At 70.1% G+C, this 22,201-nt stretch carries 16 protein-coding genes and 1 tRNA gene; 7 read left to right on the forward strand and 10 right to left on the reverse strand.

The genetic code is table 11. The features are described 5' to 3' along the window. Window positions 1-140: 140 nt before the first annotated feature. Window positions 141-1,022 (reverse strand): transglutaminase family protein, encoded by an 882-nt coding sequence (locus tag IEX89_RS13475; RefSeq protein WP_188913751.1) that lies wholly within the window; start codon window positions 1,020-1,022, stop codon window positions 141-143. Between the two features lie 133 nt (window positions 1,023-1,155). Here IEX89_RS13475 and IEX89_RS13480 point away from each other — a divergent pair, with 133 nt between their 5' ends. Both IEX89_RS13480 and IEX89_RS13485 read left to right on the forward strand, forming a co-directional pair. After that, on the forward strand, window positions 1,156-2,055 hold the full coding sequence (locus IEX89_RS13480) for a transglutaminase-like domain-containing protein (RefSeq protein ID WP_188913752.1): 900 nt from the start codon (window positions 1,156-1,158) through the stop codon (window positions 2,053-2,055). A 49-nt stretch (window positions 2,056-2,104) separates the two neighbouring features. Continuing rightward, on the forward strand, window positions 2,105-3,385 hold the full coding sequence (locus IEX89_RS13485) for a DUF2254 domain-containing protein (protein ID WP_188913753.1): 1,281 nt from the start codon (window positions 2,105-2,107) through the stop codon (window positions 3,383-3,385). Between the two features lie 48 nt (window positions 3,386-3,433). Here IEX89_RS13485 and IEX89_RS13490 read toward each other — a convergent pair whose 3' ends face one another. After that, entirely contained in the window at window positions 3,434-4,216 is a 783-nt protein-coding gene (locus tag IEX89_RS13490) for a sensor histidine kinase (protein WP_188913754.1), read from the reverse strand. A gap of 137 nt (window positions 4,217-4,353) precedes the next feature. Next, entirely contained in the window at window positions 4,354-4,995 is a 642-nt protein-coding gene (locus tag IEX89_RS13495) for a Crp/Fnr family transcriptional regulator (RefSeq protein WP_244645396.1), read from the reverse strand. A gap of 246 nt (window positions 4,996-5,241) precedes the next feature. On the opposite strand from IEX89_RS13495, the gene IEX89_RS13500 reads away from it, so the two are divergent. Genes IEX89_RS13500 through IEX89_RS13510 form a run of 3 tightly spaced genes read left to right on the forward strand, consistent with a single transcriptional unit; the run spans window position 5,242 to window position 8,824 of the window. Beyond that, window positions 5,242-5,478 (forward strand): hypothetical protein, encoded by a 237-nt coding sequence (locus IEX89_RS13500; RefSeq protein ID WP_188913756.1) that lies wholly within the window; start codon window positions 5,242-5,244, stop codon window positions 5,476-5,478. A gap of 35 nt (window positions 5,479-5,513) precedes the next feature. Beyond that, window positions 5,514-6,605: a glycosyltransferase family 4 protein gene (locus IEX89_RS13505; protein WP_188913757.1), complete on the forward strand. Its 1,092-nt coding sequence runs from the start codon at window positions 5,514-5,516 to the stop codon at window positions 6,603-6,605. Window positions 6,606-6,625: 20 nt separating this feature from the next. Continuing rightward, window positions 6,626-8,824: an amylo-alpha-1,6-glucosidase gene (locus tag IEX89_RS13510; RefSeq protein WP_244645398.1), complete on the forward strand. Its 2,199-nt coding sequence runs from the start codon at window positions 6,626-6,628 to the stop codon at window positions 8,822-8,824. 12 nt (window positions 8,825-8,836) lie between these two features. Here the strand turns inward: IEX89_RS13510 and IEX89_RS13515 are convergent, their stop codons facing one another. The 6 genes from IEX89_RS13515 to IEX89_RS13540 all read right to left on the reverse strand — a co-directional run bounded on the left by IEX89_RS13515 (window position 8,837) and on the right by IEX89_RS13540 (window position 15,763). Next, window positions 8,837-9,220 (reverse strand): response regulator, encoded by a 384-nt coding sequence (locus tag IEX89_RS13515; RefSeq protein WP_188913759.1) that lies wholly within the window; start codon window positions 9,218-9,220, stop codon window positions 8,837-8,839. Continuing rightward, window positions 9,217-13,032 (reverse strand): chemotaxis protein CheB, encoded by a 3,816-nt coding sequence (locus IEX89_RS13520; RefSeq protein ID WP_188913760.1) that lies wholly within the window; start codon window positions 13,030-13,032, stop codon window positions 9,217-9,219. The genes IEX89_RS13515 and IEX89_RS13520 overlap by 4 nt, the downstream gene beginning before the upstream one ends. Next, complete coding sequence (locus IEX89_RS13525) at window positions 13,013-14,023, reverse strand: extracellular catalytic domain type 1 short-chain-length polyhydroxyalkanoate depolymerase (RefSeq protein ID WP_188913761.1); 1,011 nt, start codon at window positions 14,021-14,023, stop codon at window positions 13,013-13,015. Before IEX89_RS13525 ends, IEX89_RS13520 begins: the two co-directional genes overlap by 20 nt. A 152-nt stretch (window positions 14,024-14,175) precedes the next feature. Continuing rightward, window positions 14,176-14,249 (reverse strand) — tRNA-Gln (locus IEX89_RS13530). 166 nt (window positions 14,250-14,415) lie between these two features. Beyond that, on the reverse strand, window positions 14,416-15,255 hold the full coding sequence (locus IEX89_RS13535) for an aldo/keto reductase (protein WP_188913762.1): 840 nt from the start codon (window positions 15,253-15,255) through the stop codon (window positions 14,416-14,418). Window positions 15,256-15,367: 112 nt separating this feature from the next. Continuing rightward, complete coding sequence (locus IEX89_RS13540) at window positions 15,368-15,763, reverse strand: hypothetical protein (RefSeq protein ID WP_188913763.1); 396 nt, start codon at window positions 15,761-15,763, stop codon at window positions 15,368-15,370. A gap of 258 nt (window positions 15,764-16,021) precedes the next feature. Here IEX89_RS13540 and IEX89_RS13545 point away from each other — a divergent pair, with 258 nt between their 5' ends. Continuing rightward, window positions 16,022-17,896, forward strand: a complete 1,875-nt coding sequence (locus tag IEX89_RS13545; protein ID WP_188913764.1) for an AsmA family protein — start codon at window positions 16,022-16,024, stop codon at window positions 17,894-17,896. A gap of 147 nt (window positions 17,897-18,043) precedes the next feature. On the opposite strand, the gene IEX89_RS13550 is transcribed toward IEX89_RS13545, so the two are convergent. Next, a complete protein-coding gene (locus IEX89_RS13550) occupies window positions 18,044-18,577 on the reverse strand; it encodes a hypothetical protein (RefSeq protein ID WP_188913765.1) in 534 nt (177 codons plus the stop codon). Here IEX89_RS13550 and IEX89_RS13555 point away from each other — a divergent pair. After that, window positions 18,549-22,109, forward strand: coding sequence for a hybrid sensor histidine kinase/response regulator (locus IEX89_RS13555; protein ID WP_188913766.1), 3,561 nt, complete (start codon window positions 18,549-18,551; stop codon window positions 22,107-22,109). The two genes, IEX89_RS13550 and IEX89_RS13555, sit on opposite strands and share 29 nt — an antisense overlap. Window positions 22,110-22,201: the final 92 nt, after the last annotated feature.

Raw genomic sequence — 22,201 nt, forward strand, 5'->3', positions numbered from 1 at the left:
CGCTGGGCGGACGCGAGCGCCCGCTCGTTGCCTTCACGGTCTTCACGTCCACGCTGATCCACGGGGCGACGGCGCGGATCTCGTCGATCGCGTGGTCCGACGACGGGCGCCCGAGGAGCCGGCCGGACCGCGAGCGCCGATCACGGGGCTCGCGCCACCGCGACGCGGACCTCCATGGCCGTACACGACGCACCGCCCGTCGCCTCGAAGGTCCCGCTCACCGGCAACGCCTGGGCGGGCGTGCGCGTGCTCGCGACGCGGACGAGGTTGCGACCCGCGACGATGCGATTGGTGGGGTCGAACTCGATCCAGCCCGCCCCCGGCAGGAAGACGTCGGCCCAGGCGTGGGTGGCGCCACCGCCCGTCATCGCCGGGCCGCTCGCGGCATCGGCCGCCGGATCGTAGAGATAGCCGGTGACGAAGCGGGCGGCGAAGCCGAGCGCGCGCGCCGCCTCCATGAACAGGAAGGCGAAATCGCGGCAGGTGCCGCTGCCGACGGCGATCGTCTGCGCCGGAGACTGAACGCCGCGCTCCTCCCGTCGCCGGTAGGCGAAGGCACGATGCACGGCCTCGCCGAGCGCGTCGAGCACGTCGAGGCTGGAGCTCGGCGGAACGGGGAGCACCGAAGCCAGCCACCCGGTGACGCTCGCCGCGTCCTCCGGGCGGTCGATGGCGATGAGCGGCCCCAGATCGACGCGCTCGTCGGCTTCGTAGCGCACGGGATAGGCGCCAGCATGACGGGCGATGCGCGGCAAGGGCTCGTCGAGACCGTAGCGCCGCAGCAGGAGCTCGCTCGAGACGACGAGTTCGTCCGCCGCCTCGCGGAACGTGAGCAGCGCCACGGAGTTTCCGAACGTGTCGTAGGACCAGTGGATGTCGGCCCGCGGCGAAACCGTGAGGCTGGAATCGAGGATGCGCATGTCGTGCCCGTCGCGGGGGCGCAGCATCAAGTGATGCGGCCCGAAATCGACGGCTCGATCGTAGGTATAGCGCGTCAGATGGCTTATGCTCAGCGTGCTCAACGGGCGGGGTCCTCGGTCGCGACGCGATGGGGGCGCGCCCACGACGGACGGAACGCGGGCGCGAAGGCGCCATCGACGATCTCCGGCCCCTGCCGACGGTCGCTCATGATAGCTCGAAGGCGGGATGGTGGCGATGCTTATTCGGATCGGTTTCGAAATCGGCCTGACGTGCCGCACGGAGACGACGCTGATCCTCGCGTTGTCGCCGCACACCAGCTATGCGGGCCGGGTCGTCGGCTCCGACAGGCTGCGCACGTCTCCCGACCTCCAGACCCAGGACATCGTCGACCCGTTCGGCAACCGCCTGACGCGGTTGAAGGCGCCGCCGGGGGAACTGACGCTCGCCTCGGACTGCATCGTCGAGAACGACGGCGCGCCAGACCCCTTCGACTGGAACGCCCGCCAGCACGACATCATCGACCTGCCGCCCGAGACGCTGCCCTTCCTCACCGCCAGCCGCTATTGCGAATCCGACGCGATCCGCGACGAGGCATGGGCGCTGTTCGGCACCAGCCCGCCCGGCTGGGCGCGGGTGCAGGCGATCAGCAATTTCGTGCACAACCACCTGACCTTCGGCTACGGCTTCGGCCGACCGACCAAGACCGCCGCAGACGCCCTGCGGGAGAAGACCGGCGTGTGCCGCGACTTCGCCCATCTCATGATCGCACTGTGCCGTGCGATGAGCATCCCGGCGCGTTACGCGAGCGGATATCTCGGCGACATCGGCGTGCCGCCCTCGGGGCCGGGCGATTTCTCCGCCTGGACCGAGGTCTATCTCGGCGGGCGCTGGTACACCTTCGACGCGCGCCACAACACGCCCCGGATCGGGCGCGTGCTGATGGTCCACGGGCGCGACGCCGCCGACGGCGCCATGATGACCAGCTACGGCGCCTACGACCTCACGGCGTTCAAGGTCTGGACCGACGAGGTCGAACCCGCTTCGGACGCCGCTCTCGTCGATCTCTTGAGGCAACGACCCGACGTGCCGGCGCTGACGCTCGCGCCGGTCGGCGCCGTTCACGTGAGCACCTGACGGACCGGCGACGGCCCCACGGGCGCGGATACCGCAGGCGGGAGACGAGATGAGCTGGGTCCCTTTTCGCGCGCGACGACTCCTGCGTCAGATGTGGTTCCTGCCGGCGGTCTTCTGCTCGGCCGCGATCGGCATGATCGCCCTGGCGCATTACTCCGCATTGCTGCTGCCCGACGAGTTGCCCTTCGACGTCTCGAGCAGCGCCATCGAGGACATTCTGTCCATCGTCGCGGCGAGCATGCTGTCGGTCGCCGTCTTCGCGCTCGCGACCATGGTCAGCGCGCTCTCCGCCGCCTCGCAGACCGCGACGCCGCGGGCCGTGCGCCTGATCGCCGAGGATCGGACCGCCCAGACGTCGATCTCGATCTTCGTCGGAGCCTTCCTCTTCAGCATCGTGGGGATCATCGGCATCTCGGGCGGCCTCTACACCGCGTCCGGCCGCCTGATCCTGTTCGCCGCCGCCATCGTCGTCGTCGCCGTGGTGGTGGGGGCCCTGATCCGATGGATCAACCTGATCTCGTCGATCGGTCGCGTCGGCGAGACGATCGGCAGAGCCGAGACGGCCGCGAACGCGGCCTTCGACGAGCTCGCGCGCCGGCCCGGCCTCGGCTGCCGCGAGGCCGCGACGCCGCCGCCGGGGGCAGTCCCCGTGCACGCGCACGCCGTCGGGTACGTCCAGCATCTCGAGCCCGCGCGGCTGCAGGAGGTGGCGGCCGATTTCGGCCTTCTCGTCCACGTCGCGGCGCGACCGGGCACCTTCGTCACCCCGATCCGTCCCTTGGCTTTCGTCGTCGGCCCGATGAGCGAGGAAGCCGCGACGTGCATCCGCTCCACCTTCGTCGTCGGCGACGAGCGCACCTTCGACCACGATCCGCGTTTCGGCCTGATCGTGCTCAGCGAGATCGCGAGCCGGGCGCTCTCGCCTGCGGTGAACGATCCTGGCACCGCCATCGCGATCATCCACACCGTCTTGCGCATCGTCGACCGGTGGGTCGGCGCCTGCGAGCGCGAGGAGCCACCGGCCTTCGAGAACCTGTCGGTGGCACCGCTCTCGATGCGAGACCTGATCGACGATGCATTCCGCCCGATCGTGCGCGACGGGTCGGACAAGGTCGAGGTCTGCCTCAGGCTCGTGAACGCGCTCGCAGCGATCCGCGCGCTCTCGCCCGATCTGCTCGGCCCTGCGGCGACGCGCATGCTCGGCGATCTCCTCGAGCGAGCGCGCGCGACGATGAGCCACCCGGCCGATCTGGAGGCGGTGGAAGACGCCGTGTCGGCCGTCGCGGACGCGCCGGCGAACGCCCGCGGCGGCCTTATGCACGCCTCGTAGGAGGGCGACCGTTTCCAGAGTTCCGTGGGACGCCCGCGCACGCGACCGCTACGGCAAGGGCGCATCGAGGTGATAGCGCAGGCCGTCCACCGACAGGTCGACGACGGCACTGCCCCGGAGCTGTGCGGGCGCCCACCGGCCGAGCAGTCGCGTTCCGAACCCGGCGCCTGTGCGCCCCGAGTGACCGCGTGCGCCGCCGGCGCGCTCGCACCATCGGAAGTCCAGCCTGTCGACGCCGTCGCGCCTCGTCACGCCCCACCTGACGTCCACGCGTCCGTCGGGCGTCGCAAGCGCGCCGTGCTTGACCGCGTTCGTCGCGAGCTCGTGGATGGCCAAGCCGATCATGCGCGCGGCATCGGCGCACATCGGCAGGCTCGGTCCCTCGAGCTCGATCTGCCCCGGATACGTGTCGCGGTAGACATCGAGCTGCGTTTCGACGACCCTCACGAGGTCGATGGCGCCACTTCCGTCGTCGATCAGGGCCTGCCGCAGCGCGATATCGATCGACGAAAGCCTGCCGAGGAGCGCCTCGGCGAAGTCCGTGACGTCCGTCGCCCGTCCCGCGGTCTGTCTCGTGAGCGCTCGGACGATGCAGAGCAGGTTGCCAACTCTGTGGACGGCTTCGCGCGCGACGACGGCGAGACGCTCGTTGGCGACCGCGACCTCACGCGTGCGCTCCGCCACGTCCCGTTCGAGACCCGCACATGCGCGCTCGAGGTCTCGCACACGGACAGCATGTCGAGCGGCGTTCGCGCGACGAGCGTTTTTCCGGGCGCCGACGCTGAGGCCGTCGGTCGGTGGCGTCGGCGCATCGTCGGTTCGCGTATTCATCGCATACACTCCATCGATGCCGACCGGCGTCGCCGCGCATTCTGCGGGCCGCCGGGGGTTGTCCCGACACGTACCGTCTCCTTTCGAAGCGGATGGCACACTGATCGAGGTCAGCGGGTCTGTTCATCCGATCGATCTCACGTCAGCAACGGGCGTTCCTGATCGAGATACGTGGGGTCGAAGTCGGCGAGCGCGACGAGACCGCCGTAATCGTCGAAAACGACCGTCCCGTCCCGGAACGTGACGAGGCCGAGCTCGCGCAGCTGACGCAGGACGCGATTGATGTGCACGGCGCTCAGCCCGAGCGCGTCCGCAAGCAGATATTGCGTCAGCGGGCAGGCGTATCCCGCTTTCGTGCCGAAGCCGACGAGCGCCAGCCGAGCCCCGAGCTCGAGAAGGAAGTGCGCCACGCGCTGCGGTGCGGCTCTGCGACCGAGCCCCGCGAGGTGCTCGACGACCATGGCTTCGTCGCGCGATGCCGCCCAGAGAACCGCCGTCGCCAGCCGGGGCGTGCCGGCGAACGCGGCGAGGAGATCGCCGGAGGGAACCTCGCAGACCTGGATATCGGTCACCGACTCGATGCTGTGGTCGGACGTTTGCAGCAGCGTGCTGCGCAGACCGAGGAAATCGCCGGGGATCTGGAAGTCGACGATCTGTCGCGCGCCGTCCGGGAGGGTCTTGTACGAGCACACCCATCCGGAGACCAGGATGTACACGGCCCGATCGGACTGGCCCTGATGGACGATCTCCCGCCCCGCCGCGAAGGGGCGCCGGCGCACCTGGAGGCGCTCCAGAACCGAGAGCTCCGCGTCCGACAGGGCGACGAAGCAGCCGAGCTTTCGGGCCAGAGGGCTCGTCACCGTCGTATCCAAGACTGCCTCCCGTCGCTGCGGACCTTACCGCGCCTTCGGGCATCGACACTGCCGCAGATCAGCCCACCGTGCGCGAAGATGCTCCAAGGTCTTTTTTTGCCGAGACACGCTGCGGCGCCTGGGCGAGCCGCCCTCCTTCGAAGGAAAGCACGAATGCCGACCATCAACGAACTATCGGGAGCAGCGGCGCTGTCGATCTGCGAATCGCTCCTGCTCGCGATGAACGACGGCAAGCTGCTGTCCGAACCCGAGATCATCGCGATCCTGAAGGACGCCGCGGCTTCGCACGAGGAGGCTGCCGATGCGGAGGACGACGACGGAACGCACCGCGGCGTCGCACGCCTGATCAACGGGATCATCGCCGGCGGCAACTCGGTCCGTCGGCCCTGACGCCGCACCGGCTCCCTCCAGAAGGATCGAAGGACATGAAGATCGCACAGGTCGCGCCGTTGAGCGAGAGCGTGCCGCCGAGGCTCTACGGGGGCACGGAGCGGATCGTGTCCTATCTCACCGAGGAACTCGTCCGCCTCGGCCACGAGGTCACGCTCTTCGCCTCCGGCGATTCGGTCACGAGCGCCGAGCTCGTGCCATGCTGCCCGCAGGCGCTGCGCCTCGACACGGCCGTGCGCGACCAGCTGCCGCACCACCTCCTCATGCTCGAGCAGGTCGTCCGGCGCGCGCCTTCGTTCGACGTCATCCACTTCCACGTCGATCTCCTGCAGATGCCGCTCGTGCGCGCTTTCGCGAGCTCCACGATGACCACCGTGCACGGGCGCCTCGACCTGCCTGATCTCGTGCCGTTCTACCGCGTTTTCTCGCAGGCGCAGCTCGTCTCGATCTCCGACGATCAGCGCCGGCCGCTGCGCTTCGCCAATTTCGTGCGCACGATCCAGCACGGTCTGCCGACCGATCTCCTGCCCTTCGTCGCCGAGCCGCGTGGCGGGTACCTCGCCTTCCTCGGCCGGATCTCCGAGGAGAAGCGCCCCGATCGCGCCATCGAGATCGCGACCCGCGCGGGCCTGCCGCTGAAGATCGCCGCGAAGATCGATCGGGTCGACGAGGCCTATTGGCGCGAGACGATCGCGCCGATGATCGCGATGAACCCGAACGTCGAGTACATCGGCGAGATCGGCGAGCGCGAGAAGGCCGCGTTCCTGGGCAATGCCCGTGCGCTCTTGATGCCCATCGACTGGCCCGAGCCGTTCGGCCTCGTGATGATCGAGGCGATGTCCTGCGGGACGCCGACGATCGCGTTCCGCCGCGGGTCGGTCCCCGAGATCCTGGAAGAAGCGCGCTCGGGCTTCATCGTCGAGGACGTCGCGGAGGCGGTGCGCGCCTGCGGGCGCATCGACGCGCTCCCACGGGAGGGTGTCCGCGCGGCCTTCGAGGAGCGCTTCACGGCCGCACGCATGGCGATGGACTATCTCGACGTCTACCGGACGCTCTCGCATGGCGCGTCGCCGGCGACCGGCCCGCTGGTAGACACCGGCCTGCAACAGCCCCACACGCTCTCGTGAGCGAGATGGAATCTCCAATCATGACCGCCACGACCGAACACGGAACCTGCGAGGCGCCCGAGCGGGTCGCCCCGCATTACGCCGTCGTCGCCCACGGCTCGCCGGGCGAGCGCCGCGCTCGCATCCTCAAGTCTGGCGACACCTTCACCGTGCTCGACCCGACCGGCGACATCCTTTCGGGGCGCGAGAGTTCCGACGGGCTCTTCCACCGCGACACCCGGCACCTCTCCCACCTCGATCTCACGATCGACGCCGAGCGCCCGATCCTGCTCTCCTCCGTCATGCGCGACGACAACGCCTCGCTCACCTGCGACCTGACGAACGGCGATCTCCAGGACGCCCACGGGGCGATCGTGCTGGAGCACGACCTCGTGCACGTGCGACGCAGCAAGTTCCTGCACGGCGATGCCGCCTACGAGCGGATCGGCGTGCGCAGCTTCGCCGACCGGCCGCTCACGCTCGAGATCGCCTTGCGCTTCGCAGCGGACTTCGCCGACCTCTTCGAGGTGCGCGGCGCCAAGCGGGCGCGCCGCGGACGCTTCCTCGACCCCGAGGTCGGCGCCGACACGGTGCGTCTCGTCTATGTCGGGCTCGACGACGTCGCGCGCACGACGCGCCTGCGCTTCGCGCCCAGGCCGACGACGCTCGGACCGGACCGCGCGACCTTCACGGTCGCTCTGCAGCCCGGAGGTCAGGCGGTTCTCAACCTCGAGGTCGGTTTCACCGAGAGCGCGCCGACGGCGGCGCCGGGGGTGCGGTTCCGCACGGCGGCGCTGGAGGCCCGTCGCGCGCTGCGGCGCGCGTCGTCGCGGGCCGCCTCGGTGGCGACCTCGCACGAGCAGCTCAACGGGTCGCTCCGGCGCGCGATGTCCGACCTCGCCATGCTGGCGACCGATACCCCGCACGGCCCCTATCCCTATGCGGGCACGCCATGGTTCTCCGCCGCCTTCGGCCGGGACGCGCTGATCACGGCGTTCCATATGCTGTGGCTCGATCCCGCGCTCGCCGGCGGCGTGCTGCGCTTTCTCGCGGCGCACCAGGCCGACCGCGAGGACGCGGCCTCGGACGCCGAGCCCGGCAAGATCCTGCACGAGATGCGCTACGGTGAGATGGCGGCGCTCGGCGAGGTGCCGTTCCGCCGCTACTATGGCACCGTCGATGCCACGCCGCTCTTCGTCATGCTCGCCGGCGCCTACCTCGCGCGCACGGACGACGTCGCCACGATCCGCACGCTCCTTCCGGCGATCGAGCGCGCCCTCGCCTGGATCGACGATTACGGGGACCGCGACGGCGACGGCTTCGTCGAGTACGCGCGGCGCACGGAGAGCGGGCTGCAGAACCAGGGCTGGAAAGACAGCCACGATTCCATCTTCCACGCGGACGGCAGCTTCGCCGAGGGCCCGATCGCGCTGTGCGAGGTGCAGGCCTATGTCTACGGGGCGAAGCGCGCGGCCGCCGACATCGCCGCTCGCCTGGGCGACGACACCCGCGCGAAGCGCCTCGACGGCGAAGCCGAGGAACTCGCGGCGCGTTTCGAGGACGCGTTCTGGTGCGCCGATCTCGGCACCTACGCCATCGCGCTCGACGGCAAGAAGCGGCCCTGCCGCGTGCGGTCCTCGAACGCGGGCCATGCGCTGTTTGCGGGGATCGCCTCCGAGGCGCACGCAGCGGGCGTCGCGCACACGCTGATGGGCGAGGCCTCGTTCTCCGGTTGGGGCGTGCGCACGCTCGCCCGCGGCGAGGCGCGCTACAACCCGATCTCGTACCACAACGGCTCGGTCTGGCCGCACGACAACGCGCTCGTCGCCGCCGGCCTCGCTCGCTACGGCTACGGTCGCGAGGCGGCGCGCATCCTCGACGGTCTCTTCCACGCCTCGACCTACATGGATCTCCAGCGCTTGCCCGAATTGTTCTGCGGCTTCTCGCGCCGGCCCGGACAAGGTCCGACGCTCTATCCCGTCGCCTGCCTGCCGCAGGCCTGGGCGGCGGCCACGCCCTTCGCCCTGATCGTCGCTTGCCTGGGTCTGCGGATCGACCCGCGCGGACAGGTCGTGCGGCTCGACCGCCCGATCCTCCCCGAATTCCTAGACGAGATCGTCGTCCGAAACCTGTCCGTCGGTCCCGGCCGGATCGACCTCGCCGTCCGCCGTGCGGGCGACGAGGTCGTCGCGCACGCTCACTCCCGGACGCCGGGCGTACGGGTCGAGGTCGTAACTTGAACGGAACGCGGCCTACCCGTGCGCGACGAACCGGTCGGTCATCGCGGCGCCCAGGCTCTGCAGGCTGAACGGCTTGGTCAGGCGCGGCACCTCGTCGAGCCGTGGCGAGATGCCGGACCGGGCGGCGTAGCCGGTCACCATCAGGTAGGGAACGCCGCGCGCCGACAGCATCTCCGCGACCGGCAGCACGTGCTCGCCGCCGAGATTCATGTCGAGGAGCACTCCGTCGAGCTCGTTCGCTCCGATCGCCGCCAGCGCCTTCGCCACGGTCGGGGCCGCGCCGACGAGATCGCACCCGAGCTCGAGCAGCATGTCCTCGATCTCCATGAGGATCAACGCCTCGTCCTCGACGACGAGGATGCGCAGGCCGCGCAATGCGTCGGTGCGTGCCTTCATGGCGCGCTCCCCTCTCGTGCTCGCGGTGCGATCGGGAAGGATCCGACCGGAAAGCCGATCTCGTAGCGAAGCCCGTCGGCTCGGAAGTCCGGCGTCGCCGTCCCGCCGAGCTGCTGGACGATGGTGTACGCGATCAGGCTCGTCCCGAAACCGCGCTGAGACGGTGCCGTCACGGGAGGACCGCCGATCTCCGTCCATCGCAGTCCGACCCGGCGCACGCCGGACCCGTCCTCCAGTCGCCAGGTCACCTCCAGTCGGCCTCCCTGGTTGGACAGGGAGCCGTACTTGACCGCGTTGGTCGCGAGCTCGTGGAGCACCATCGCGATGGCGACGCCCGACTGAGGCGGCAGGTGCAGGCCCGGACCGTCCAAGGCGATCCGGTCGCCCAAGCCGTACGGGTCGAACGTTCGCTTCACGATCTGCCCGAGCTCGACGCTGGCCCAATCCTGCTTGACCAGGACGTCGTGAGCACGGCCGAGCGCGTGCAGGCGCCCGTTGAAGGCCGTCTTGAACTCGGCCAGCGAGGCGCTCCGTCGCAGCGTCTGGGAGCCGATGGACTGAATTATCGCCAGCGTGTTCTTCACGCGGTGGCTCAGCTCGGCGATGAGGACCTCGCGACGGCTCTCCGCCTCGACGAGCCGCGTGACGTCCTCGATGGCGAGCAGGATCAGGTCCGGTCGATGGCCGCCGCCCGCGAGCCTGCGCGCGTTGAGCAGCATGTGCCGCCGTCCGAGATGCGGGAACTCGTGCTCGATCGGAAAGCCGTCGAAGGTTCGGTCTGCGTTCAGCGCCTCTCGCAGCATCCGTCGCAGCTCTGGAATGTCCCAGGCGCCGTGATCGAGCTCGTCGAGGGGGAAGCCGACCGTTTCCTCGACCGGGCATGCGAACGTGTCGCAGAACGTCGGATTGACCGAGACGACCTGCAGGTCGCCGTCGAGCACCATGATCGGATGCCGGACCGTCTCGATGATGGTCTCCGCGTAGAGGCGTGCCTCGTTGACCGCGTCCGCCGCCCGCTTGCGCTCCGTGATGTCGATGAAGCTGATGACGACGCCCGCGATGCGATCGTCGTGCGTACGGTAGGGGAGGAGGCGCCGCAGGTACCACCGCCCGGCGTCGCCCCGCACCTCCGCATCGATCCGGCTCAGCTTCCGGAGCGCCGTCTCGGCGTCGCGCAGCAGCGCCTCGTCGGCCACCTTCCAGGCGAAATGCGTCACCGGCCGTCCGATGTCCGACGAAACCAGCTCGAGCAGCTCCTTGCTGGCGGGGGAAAACCACCTGATGCAGAAGTTGGCGTCGAGGAACACCGTCGCGATCTCGCTGCTGGCCAGCAGGTTGTTGAGCGTGTCGGTGGCCTCTTCCAGCTCCTGGATCTTGTGCTGCAGCTGGGCATTGACCGTCTGCAGCTCTTCATTGAACGACTGCAGTTCCTCCTGCGCGGTAACCTGCTCCTCGTTGGTGCTCTGGAGCTCCTCGTTCATCGCGGTGGCTTCTTCGTTGGCCGCCTTGAGCTCCTCGTTCGCGGCCGCGAGCTGCGCGATCGTATCCTGCAGCTCGGCGCGGGTGCTGCTCAGCTCCTCCTCGAACGGCTGGCGCGCGCCCTCGACGTCGCGCTCGTCATGGAGCGCGACCGCCGCGGGCTGCGGTGCGTCCACGGGGCTGAAGCTGACCAGCAGAAGATGCTCCTGCCCGGGCGTAGCGAGCGGCGCGACGGTCACGGCGACCGCCTGCGACCTGCCGCCTTGCCGAATCCGGGCTTCGAACGCGGCCGGTCGCTTGTCGGCGACGGCGCTGCGGATGCCGTCGCGCAGCTTGAGGCGCAGGCCGTTACGCGCCATCGCCAGCAGATCCCGGCTCGGCTCGCCGGGCGGGGGCTCGAGATAATCGCCCGTCTGACCGTGGAACCACAAGGCCCGGCAATTGCCGTCGATCAGAACGGAGGCCGGAGCGAACCGGTCGAGGAGTGCGCCGCGCGCCACGTCGGCGAGACGCGTCGGCGGCCGGCCCTCGACCGAGGGGTTCGGCTCCTCGTCGGAACGCGTGCGACCGAGCGTGGACGGAGCCGGGAAATCGACCATCTCGCGGCGCGCGTGCCGCAGCCGCCGATAGATGCGCCACTTCTTGGAGACCGTTTCGAAGAGCCCGTCGCCTCGGACGACGGTCTCGGCGTTGCCCAGAAGCAGGTGCCCGCCCTCCTTCAGACCGAAATGAAGCAACGAGATCGCCCGGCTCTGGGCCGCCGGATCCAGATAGATCAGGAGATTGCGGCAGCTGATCACGTCCATGCGCGAGAACGGCGGATCGCGCAGGAGGTTGTGGGCGGCGAAGACGACGAGGTCGCGCAGCTCCTTCTTCACCTGATAGGCGCCATCGAGCTTGTCGAAGAAGCGGTGCAGGAGCTGCGGCGGGATGGTCGCCACCGCACTCTCGGCGTAGATGCCGGCGCGGGCCACGTTCAGGTTGTCCTCACGGCCGTCGGTCGCGAACACCTTCACGTCGAGGCTTCTGCTCGCGGCTTCCATGCGGGCGATCACGAGCATCGCCAGGGTATAGGCTTCCTCTCCCGTCGCACAGGCGGGAACCCACAGGCGCACCGTCGTGCGCCCGTCGCGCTCGGCGACCAGCGGCGCGAGCACCGTTTCGTCGAGCGCCGCCCAGGCTCCCGGATCTCGGAAGAAGCCGGTGACGCTGATCATCAGGTCCTTGATCAGGGTCTCGATCTCGGCGGGGTTGGCGCGCAGGAACGCGACGTACGCGTCGAGCCCCTCGATGGCCTGGAGGCTCATGCGCCGCTGAATCCGGCGCACGAGCGTGCTGGGCTTGTACTGGCGGAAGTCCTGGCCGGCATGCGTCCGCAGCAGTGCCAAGATGGGCTCTATCGAGGGTCCGTCGGCGATCGTCTCGTCGGTGACCTCGGGTCCCGCGACGTATGGGTGGCGGATGTAGCGGAGCAGGACGTCCGGCATCTTCTCGGGAGCGAGCACCCGGTCGGCGAGGTTTGCCTGTATCGCGCTGCGCGGCATGCCGTCGAAGCGTGCGGTCGCAGGGTCCTGCACGAGCGTGCAGCCGCCCTGCGCCTTCACTTCCCGCAGCCCTTCCGTACCGTCGCTTCCCGTGCCCGACAGGACGATGCAGATCGCGCGTTCACGCCAATTCTGCGCCAGCGACACGAACAGGCGGTCGATCGGATAACGGTGTCCGCGGCTTTCGGCCGGCGCCGTCAGCCGCAGTCTTTCGCCGTCGACCGTCAGAGAGCAGTCCGGCGCGATGACGTACACGTGATCGGGCTCGATGGGCATGCCGTCGGCCGCCTCCGCGACCCGCATCGCGCTGTGACGACCGAGCAGGTGGGCGAGCCCGCTGTCGCGGTTCGGGTCGAGATGCATCACGACGAGGAAGGCCGCGCCCGTGTCGGACGGCAGCGCTTCGAACAGGCGGATCATCGCTTCGATCCCACCGGCCGAGGCGCCGATCCCGACCACGGGACAAGCGATCGACGGCGCGCTTTTCGGCGTCGTCGCGTCGGGGGCGACGGCGTCGGACGTCGCGCTCTCCGGCGGCGGTGCGGGCGGCGGCGCATCTCCGTACGGGCGCTCTTCCGACGATCGTCGGCTACCCTCGTGCTCGTCCGGGCCGTTCGTTACCTGGTTCATACCTCCCCTGACCGCCGTGCGTTCGGCTCGAGGTTCCAGTCGAGCCGAACCCGAGGTGAGCCATGCACACATTGGTGTGCGATCGCACGACACGCTGAAAGAGGTGTAGCACGGATCCGCCGCGAGTTCCGAGAAATGCTCACGGTCCTTTCTGTCCACGACTTGCCGCGAGACCAGATCGGGGCCCGTTGCCCGTTCCGCCGCGCAACCCGTCTTTCCCGGTCTTGCCGGACGTCCGTCCCGACTGCTCCGTCAGCCCCCAGAAGCCCGCTATTCGGCGGGTCGACGAAATGCCGACCTCGAGCATGTACGCGCCTGCGACTCCCAGGCCGTCGCCCCCCTCCGCCGCAATCGGCGTACCGTGACCCATCCGGGCGATGACATATTCCTCGATCACTTCCCGCCCACCGCGTTCGCACCAGACCCGGCGCGGAAAGCCGTCGACCTCCTCGATCCGCGTCGGTGGTCCTTCGACGCCGTGGATCTTCTGCCACTGCCGAACGATGGCATGCGCATTGATGCTGGCGACGGTCGTGTCGTGATCGCCATGCCAGACCGAGATCGTCGGCCAGCGGCCCTTGAACGTCGAGGCACCACGGACGAGCGCGTCGAGCTCGCGGTCCGAGGGGCCGCCATAGCCCTTCATGCGAACGAGCGCCTGCATCAGGGTGCCCGCGCTGCGGTAGGGCAGCCCGGCGATGATCGCGCCGCCCGCGAACACGTCCGGGTAGGTCGCGAGCATCACGGACGTCATGGCTCCGCCCGAGGACAGCCCCGTGATGAAGATGCGCTTGGGGTCGATCGCGTGATCGTCGACGACCCGCCCGATCATCTGGCGAATGGAAAGCGGCTCGCCGCCGCCGCGCCGGGAGTCGCCTCGCTCGAACCAGTTGAAGCCGCCGATGGCGTTGTTGCTCCGTCTCTGCCCGGGGAACAGGAGCGCCAGCCCGCATTCGTCGGCGAGCGTGGACCAACCCGATCCGCTATCGTAACCCTCCGCCGACTGGGTGCTGCCGTGCAGCACGACCACGAGCGGGCCGTTCTTCGGGAAGCTCGACGGAAAATGAGTGTGCGCAAGCAGCGAGCCGGGGTTCGTTCCGAACTCGTGCAAGGGGGTGAGGCGACCGTCGATGTCTGATGATGTCGGCAAGGGGATACCCGCGTCTCGGCCAAAGCATCATAAGCGCGTCGGCTCGACGCCGTTCCGTGCGCGTGTCCGCATGATCTGCCGCGCGGAGGCGACATCATCGACGATGTCCACGCTGAAGAGCACGTCGGCTTTACGAGGGATCGGAAATCAAGTGGCTGGGGGACCTGGATTCGAACCAGGACTAGCGGAGTCAGAGTCCGCGGTTCTACCGTTAAACTATCCCCCAGCAGGGGCGGCGCTCTTCTCGGAAGAGAAGTCGGAGCCTCTCGCCGACGGCAACGCATCGGGCGTGGCCCGGTTCCGCTCGGCGATGGCGGGTAGATAGCGAGGCGATGCGGGCTTGTCCAGCCCTTTCGTGACGCGAACGTGGCCGGTTTTCCGACGCTCGCGCGTCAGATGATCGAGAGCGGCGTCTTGCCTTTCGGCGGCGGGAAGGCGCGATCGAGCGCCGCGCGATCCTCGTCGTCGAGGACGAGGTCGAGGGCGGCGCGGTTGTCGCGCAGGTGCTCCTCGCGCACGGCCTTGGGGATCGCGATCGTGCCGGGCCGCGAGAGCACGAAGGCGAGCGCCACGCGGTGCGGGGAGACGCCGTGCTTCTTCGCGATCGCCGCGAGCTTGCGCTCCGGCAGGCTCCCCTGCCCCACGGGGCTGTAGGCCATCATCGGAACGCCGCGTTCGCGCAGCGCCGGCATCAGGTCGTATTCCGGGCCGCGCTCCTCGACATTGTAGAGCACCTGGTTCGTGGCGCAGGCCTCCCCGCCGGGTAGCGCCCAGAGCTCCTCCATGTCGTCCGTGTCGAAATTGCTGACGCCGAAGCGCGCGATCCGGCCGTCCTCCACGAGATCGCGGAAGCCCGCCAGCGTCTCGGCGAGCGGCACGCGGCCGCGCCAATGCAGGAGGTAGAGGTCGAGCCGCTCGACGCCGAGCCGCGCGAGCGAGCGGGCGCAGGCGGCCTTCACGCCCTCGCGGGTGGCGTTGTGAGGGTAGAGCTTCGAGACGAGGAAGACCTCCTCGCGACGCCCCGCGATCGCCTCGCCGACGACCTCCTCGGCACCGCCGGAGCCGTACATCTCGGCGGTGTCGACGAGCGTCATGCCGAGATCGAGGCCGAGCCGCAGCGCGCGGATCTCCGCCTCGCGGGCGCGCTTGTCCTCGCCCATGCGCCAGGTACCTTGGCCGAGCACCGGCACGGGCGTGCCGTCGGGCAGATCGACGGTGGGGATCGCGGCCATGGGCTTCTCCTTCTCGCGACGCCGGACGACGCGTGCCGGTCCGGCGGGACGGGCGGCAACGCGCCGGCCCGTCCTTCGGTTGCGGGGAGGCTGGCCCTCGCGGGCGCGGGCGTCAATCGGCGTTGATCACCGAGACGACGCGGAACGTGTGCATCGCGTCCATGTCGTCCTTGATCGAGACGTACTCGCCGACCTGCAGGACGTGGTCGCCCAAGCGGAAGGCCGCCTCGTCGTCGTCCTCGCGGTTCGGGTCGTAGTCGAAGATCCAGGCGTGGCCGCCCTTGCCGCCGGCCCGGTGGACGAGATGCCCGACCTGATCCTGCTCGCCCTCCCAGAAGCGGCGCACGCGGCAGACGTCGCGGCGCGAGCGCCAGGCGTCGGCGTCGATCTTCCCGTTCGCGTCGAGCGGCGCGACGATGTCGTAGCCGTGTCGCGCGGATCCGTTGGGATGATCGTGGCCGCGGGCGAGATGAAGGGTGATTCGCTTGAAGTTGTGGGGGAGACTCATGACGTTGCCGATCCCGTCTCGATGCGTTCGCGAGGGGAAGACGAGCACGCGCACGCCCTCCGCGCCTTGATCCGGCGCAAACGAGACGCACGCTCGTGCCGTTCCGCCGATCGGGAATGCCGCACGATCGCCTCCTTTTCAGGCGAACAACCACCGTATGGGGCTTCCTCCACACCGCCCCGCTTGGTTAAGAAGACGTGTCGCGGGCTCGCCGCGGCGCCCCGCCCGACTGGCTCGTCCTCGAAACAACGGCTCGGCATGCGCAGACAGACCTCCCTTCGCACGCGGGTGATCGCCGGCCTCGTCGGCGCCTGCGTCGTCGTGGGGCTCGTCCTCGCCGTCGCTCCCTGGACCGTCTCGTCGGATGCGCTGCGCGAGGCGGTGGCGCGCCAGCTCGCGCGCGAGCTCGGCATCGACATGCCGGTCACGGGCCGCACCACCATCGCCTTCCTGCCCGCGCCGCGGGTAAAGTTCGAGGACATGCGCCTCGCCACCACCGACGGCACGCCGCTCGTGGACGGCGGCGCGCTGCGCGGCCAGCTCGCCTGGGCGCCCCTCGTTCTCGGCCGCATCCGCTTGACCGAGGTCTCGCTGGCGCAGGCGCGCGTTCTCGTTCCCGTCGACGCCCAGGGCCGCTCGCCCTGGGATCCGGCGCTCGCGCGCCTCGATGCGCGTCTCGCGGACGACGAGGGCGACGCCATCGGCACGCTGGGGCTCGTCGACACGACGATCGTCTATTCCGACGCGGCGACGGGGCGGCGCGAGATCGTGCGCGACGCCGACCTCGTCCTCTCCTGGCCGAACGCAGCCGGCCCGCTCTCGCTCTCCGGCTCGGCGGCGCTACGCGGCGAGACGATGCAGATCGCGCTCTCCGGGCTCGTCCCGGCGCAGCTCGTCGCCGGCGCGAGCAGCCCGCTGGACCTGCGCCTGACCGGGCGCCTCGGACGGCTGTCCATCGCCGGCACCATCGCCACCGGGCGCGACAGCCCGTGGCTGACGGGCCGCGTCTCCTTCGAGACGCGCATGGCTCGCGACGTCCTCGCCTGGAGCGGCACGCGCCTGCCGCTCGGCCCCTCCATCGGCCCTCTGAGCCTGGAGGGCGACGCGAACGGCGTCGGGCGAACCCTGTCCTTCTCGGCACTGCGGCTCGGGCTGGGCGGCGATCCGATGGAGGGCGCGCTCACCGCCCGCTACCAGGACGGTCGCCTCGGCATCAGCGGCACGCTCGCCGCCGGCTCGCTCGACGTCGACCGCTTCGCCGCCCCCGTGGTGGTGGCGAGCGACCCCGCCTCCTCGCAGCGGCGCGCGCCGCTCGGCCTTACTCAGCACGCCGCAGCCGATCTCGACCTGCGGCTCTCCGCGAGCGAGGCGCGCATCGGCGGCGCACGGCTCACGGACGTCGCGATGGCCGTGCTCGTCACGAAGGGCAAGATCGAGACCTCCGTCTCCCGCGCCGGCCTCGCCGGCGGCGAGGTGCGCGGGCGCTTCACGCTCTCCGATCTCGGCGACATGATCGAGATGCGGCTCGAGGCGGAGGGGAGCGGCGTCGATCTCGGGCCGCTCGGCCGCGATCTCGGCTCGGCCTGGATCGCGGGTCCCGCCACCGGCGAGATCGCCCTCGTCGGCACCGGGCGCCATGCGGAGGAGCTCCTCGGCACGCTCGCGGGCGAGGTGGCCGTCGAGGTCGCGCCGGGCGAGTTCGTCGGCGTCGATCTCGCGGAGGCGCTGCGCCGCTTCGAGCGCCAGCCGCTCACCGCGACGCGCACGCTGCGCTCGGGCCGCACGCCCTTCACCCGCGCCGCCGCGCGGCTCGACGTCCTCGACGGCGTCGGCACGCTGGTCGACTCGGGCTTCGAGAGCCCACAGCTTTCGGGCATGCTGGAGGGCACGGTCTCGCTCGCCGCGCGCCGCATCGACGCCAAGGCGGCGGTGGAGAGCGTCACCCCGGTGGGCGAAGGCAACCTGATCTCCGCCCTCACCTTCGGCTTCCGAGGTCCGCTGACCGACGTGACCCTCGTGCCGGACGCCAAGGCGCTGATCCAGCGCTCCGGCGCAGCCCGCCTCCTCCTCGGCGCGCCGGAGCCCGAGACGGAGACGGCGCTGCCCGCCTTCGCACCGGCCGCGCAGCAATAGAGCGCGCGCCTTCACAGGAATGCCGAGGCGCGCGGGGCGGACGGCCGAAGCGCGGGGTGAGGCGAGTGTGGTAGCGTCCATCTCGGGAGAACGCCGCAGGCGGAGCGCGATTTTGTCACGCCCTCGTCGCGCAACCGCCTTCGCGTGTTACGCGGGGGGGCGAGCGCTGTTGTCGATATGGACGTTGATCACGGGCTGAACGGTGTTGGTGTTGTTCGCCGCGATCCCCGGCATGCCGTACGCGCCCGCCGCCCCGTAGCCGCGATTGGCGAGCCAGCTGCGATGCCAGGAATTGTAGAAGAAGGGGAAGACGAGCCACGAAAGCCCGAAGGTCAAGAATGGTGCGATCGCCATGACCAGGGCGGCGAGTATGTGCCCGCGCAGGAGCGCCGGGAACATCCCGAAGAACAGCGTCGTCCAGGAAAACCCGACATACGCGATGCGAACATGCCCCGTCGCGGGGTTCGAGACCGTCACGGCTTGTGCCATTGTCATCCTCCAGCCGAGCACACCATCCATACGGGAAGCTCGGCCGGCAATCGGTAGATCTGCGTAGACGATCACAATTCTCGCGCGTCGTTGCGCGGCTTCGCTTTTCCCGCCGCCGGCATTAAGGTCGACGCCCCGAAGGTCCCGGCACAGGCAGCGCACCATGGTCGCGGGTTGGGCGGTCGTCGTCACGGCCCTCCTCTATCTCTCCCTGCTCTTCGCGGTCGCGCATTGGGGCGATCGCTCGGGCGCCTCGCTCGTCGCGGGGCGGGCGCGGCCGTGGGTCTACGCGCTCGCGCTCGCGGTCTACTGCACGTCCTGGACGTTCTACGGCTCTGTCGGCCTCGCCACGGGATCGGGCCTCGACTTCCTGATGATCTATGTCGGGCCGATCCTGGTCTTCGTCTTCGGGCACCGGGCGCTCGCGCGCATCGTGCGCATCGCCAAGGACCAGAACATCACCTCGGTGGCCGACTTCGTGGCCGCCCGCTACGGCAAGTCCGAGCGGGTCGCGGCGCTCGTGTGCCTCATCGCGGTGGTCGGCTCGCTGCCCTACATCGCGCTCCAGCTCAAGGCCGTCTCCTCCTCCCTCGACGTCTTCCTCGCGGCCGACGAGACGATGGCCTACGCCCGCACCACCTTCCCGCTGTTCGGCGATCTCGCCTTCATCGTGGCCGCCGTCCTCGCCTTCTTCGCGGTGGGCTTCGGCACGCGCCACGCGGACGCGACGGAGCACCAGGACGGGCTCGTGCTGGCCATCTCGCTCGAGAGCGTCGTGAAGCTCGTCGCCTTCCTGATGGTGGGCTTCTGGACCGTCGCCACCGTCTTCGGCGGCCTGCCCGGGCTGATCGAGCGGCTCGCGGCGCCGGAGGCGGGCCTCGTGCCCGTGGGCGACTTCCTCGGGCAGACGTCGAGCCCCGGCTACCTCGCGACGCTGGCGCTGCTCTCGGCCATCGCCATCGTCATGCTGCCGCGCCAGTTCCACATGGGCGTCGTCGAGAACCGCGAGCCCGACGACCTGCGCCGCGCGGCATGGCTGTTCCCGCTCTACCTCGTCCTCATCAACGTCTTCGTCGTGCCCATCGCCATCGCCGGCGCCGACGCGCTGGCGCCCGGGGCGGTCGACGCGGACATGACCGTGCTCGGCATCCCGCTCTCGCAGGGCGCGGGCGCGATGGCCCTCGTCGCCTTCATCGGCGGGCTCTCGGCGGCCACCGCCATGGTGATCGTCGAATCGGTGGCGCTCGCCATCATGATCTCGAACCACCTGGTCATCCCGCTCGTCCTGCGCCGCCGCGGCGCCTTCGCCGCCGCGCAGCCGGGCGAGCGCGGGGCGGTGCCGGACGATCTCGGCGGCTTCGTCCTCGTGGTGCGCCGCATCGCCATCGTGGCGATGATCATGCTCGCCTACCTCTACTACCGCGCGGCGGGCGATGCGGCGCTCGCCGCGATCGGCCTCCTCGCCTTCGCGGCGCTCGCGCAGATCGCGCCGGCCTTCATCGGCGGCCTCGTCTGGGGACGGGGCACCGCGGCGGGCGCGGCGGCGGGGCTGACGATCGGCTTCCTGGTGTGGGCCTACACGCTGATGCTGCCCTCCATCGCCTGGCATTCGCCGATCGTGGACGATCTCCTGGCCTACGGCCTCTTCGGCATCGACAGCCTGCGCCCGACGAGCCTGTTCGGCTCGAGCCTGCCCGAGCTCACCCACGGCGTCGTCTGGAGCCTCGGGCTCAACGTCGCCGCCTACGTCCTCGTATCGCTGGCGCGGCCGATGACGGCGCTCGAACGCCTCCAGGCCGCCGCCTACATGCCCGTCTCGGACGCGCCGGCGACGCCCTCCTTCCGCTTCTTCCGCGCGGTCGTCACGGTGGACGAGCTGCGCGCGTCGGTCGCGCGCTATCTCGGCGAGGAGCGGGCGAACCGCTCCTTCGAGGGCTTCGCCTCGGCCCGCGGCGCGCGGCTCGATTCGGGGGCGGAAGCCGACATCCACCTCCTGCGCTATGCCGAGCACCTGCTCGCCTCGGCCATCGGGGCGGCCTCGGCGCGGCTCGCGCTGTCGCTCGTGCTCAAGCGCCGCAACGTGTCGACGGCGGATGCGCTGCGCCTCCTCGACGACGCGTCCGCCGCGATCCAGGCGAACCGCGACCTGCTCCAGCATGCTCTCGACCACGCGCGGCAGGGCATCACCGTGCTCGATTCCGAGCTGCACATCCTGTGCTGGAACCGCGCTTTCGTCGATCTCTACGACCTCCCGCCGGAATTCGTGCGGGTCGGCGTCTCGCTCGACGAGATCGTGCGCTTCAACGCCCAGCGCGGCTCCTACGGGCCCGGCGTGATGGAGCAGCAGATCGCCGCGCGCATCCATTCCTTCGTGCACGACACGGCGCCGGTGCGCCTGCGACTCTATCCGCAAGAGCGCGTCATCGAGATCCGCACGACGCCGCTGCCCGACGGCGGCTACGTCACCACCTATACCGACGTCACCGAGGCGGTGATCGCCGAGGAGGCGCGGGCGAGGAACGCCATCGAGCTCGAGCGGCGCGTGGCCGAGCGCACCGAGGAGCTCACGCGCCTCAACGAGGCGCTCACCCGCGCCAAGGCCGAGGCCGAGGAGGCGAACGCCTCGAAGACGCGCTTCCTCGCCGCCGCCTCCCACGACATCCTCCAGCCGCTCAACGCCGCGCGCCTCTACGCCACCTCCCTCGTCGAGCGCGACCGCGAGGGCGGCGACGCGACTTTGGCCGAGAACGTCGACGCCTCGCTCGACGCCGTGGAGGAGATCCTCACGGCGCTCCTCGACATATCCCGCCTCGACACCGGCGCCATGAAGCCGCAATGGTCGAGCTTCCGCCTCGACGAGATGTTCCGCCAGCTCGCCCGCGAGTTCGAGCCCGTCGCCGCCGAAAAGGGGCTGCGCCTGCGCTTCGTCGTGCCCTCGCTGACCGTGCGCTCGGATCGGCGTCTCCTGCGCCGCCTGCTGCAGAACCTGATCTCGAACGCGATCAAGTACACGCCCTCGGGCACGGTCCTCGTGGGCGCCAGGCGCCGTAACGGGCGGCTGCGGGTCGACGTGCTCGACACCGGGCTCGGCATTCCCCAGTCGAAGCAGCGCATCGTCTTCCGCGAGTTCCACCGCCTCGACCAGGGTGCGAAGGTGGCGCGCGGGCTCGGGCTCGGGCTGTCCATCGTCGAGCGCATCGCGCGCGTGCTCGACCACAAGCTCGACCTCGCCTCCGAGAGCGGGCGCGGCTCGCGCTTCTCGGTGCTCCTGCCCGTCGTCGCTCCCCTGCCCGCGATGGCGCTGCCGGCGGAGGCGCCCGCCGCGCCGGCAATGCCGCTCGCGGGCCTGCGGGTGCTCGCCATCGACAACGAGCCGGCGATCCTGGAGGGCATGCGCACGCTTCTGGGCGGCTGGGGCTGCCGCATCACCGTCGCGGCCTCCCTCGACGAGGCGACGGAGCGCCTGCGCGCGGAGCCGAACGGGCCGGACGTCGTCATCGCCGACTACCATCTCGACGAGGGCACCGGCATCGAGGCCATCGTCGCCCTGCGCTGGAAGCTCGGCGACCTCCCCGCCATCCTGCTCACCGCCGACCGCACGCTGCCGGTGCGCGACGAGGCGGCGGAAAAGCACATCCACGTCCTCAACAAGCCGCTCAAGCCCGCGGCCCTGCGTGCCCTCCTCGCCCGCTGGCGCGCGGAGCGCCGCGCCGCCGCGGAATGACGGGGGCGGGTGGGCCGGCAGCGGGCCGTGCGGCGACCGGCTTCGGACCCCACCCCTTGCTCGCTTCGCGCGCTTTTCCCCTCCCCTTCAGG

The sequence above is a fragment of the Salinarimonas ramus genome (genome assembly GCF_014645695.1).
In the GTDB taxonomy this organism is placed as follows: Bacteria; Pseudomonadota; Alphaproteobacteria; order Rhizobiales; family Beijerinckiaceae; genus Salinarimonas; species Salinarimonas ramus.

What these genes read in the sequence shown, in the direction of transcription:
- IEX89_RS13555 (WP_188913766.1), top strand. Translation starts at nt 18,549, where the DNA reads ATGGTCGCGGGTTGGGCGGTCGTCGTCACGGCCCTCCTCTATCTCTCC.
- IEX89_RS13540 (WP_188913763.1), bottom strand. Translation starts at nt 15,763, where the DNA reads ATGAGTCTCCCCCACAACTTCAAGCGAATCACCCTTCATCTCGCCCGC.
- IEX89_RS13490 (WP_188913754.1), bottom strand. Translation starts at nt 4,216, where the DNA reads ATGAATACGCGAACCGACGATGCGCCGACGCCACCGACCGACGGCCTC.
- IEX89_RS13515 (WP_188913759.1), bottom strand. Translation starts at nt 9,220, where the DNA reads ATGAAGGCACGCACCGACGCATTGCGCGGCCTGCGCATCCTCGTCGTC.
- IEX89_RS13480 (WP_188913752.1), top strand. Translation starts at nt 1,156, where the DNA reads ATGCTTATTCGGATCGGTTTCGAAATCGGCCTGACGTGCCGCACGGAG.
- IEX89_RS13485 (WP_188913753.1), top strand. Translation starts at nt 2,105, where the DNA reads ATGAGCTGGGTCCCTTTTCGCGCGCGACGACTCCTGCGTCAGATGTGG.
- IEX89_RS13505 (WP_188913757.1), top strand. Translation starts at nt 5,514, where the DNA reads ATGAAGATCGCACAGGTCGCGCCGTTGAGCGAGAGCGTGCCGCCGAGG.
- IEX89_RS13510 (WP_244645398.1), top strand. Translation starts at nt 6,626, where the DNA reads ATGACCGCCACGACCGAACACGGAACCTGCGAGGCGCCCGAGCGGGTC.
- IEX89_RS13545 (WP_188913764.1), top strand. Translation starts at nt 16,022, where the DNA reads ATGCGCAGACAGACCTCCCTTCGCACGCGGGTGATCGCCGGCCTCGTC.
- IEX89_RS13500 (WP_188913756.1), top strand. Translation starts at nt 5,242, where the DNA reads ATGCCGACCATCAACGAACTATCGGGAGCAGCGGCGCTGTCGATCTGC.
- IEX89_RS13535 (WP_188913762.1), bottom strand. Translation starts at nt 15,255, where the DNA reads ATGGCCGCGATCCCCACCGTCGATCTGCCCGACGGCACGCCCGTGCCG.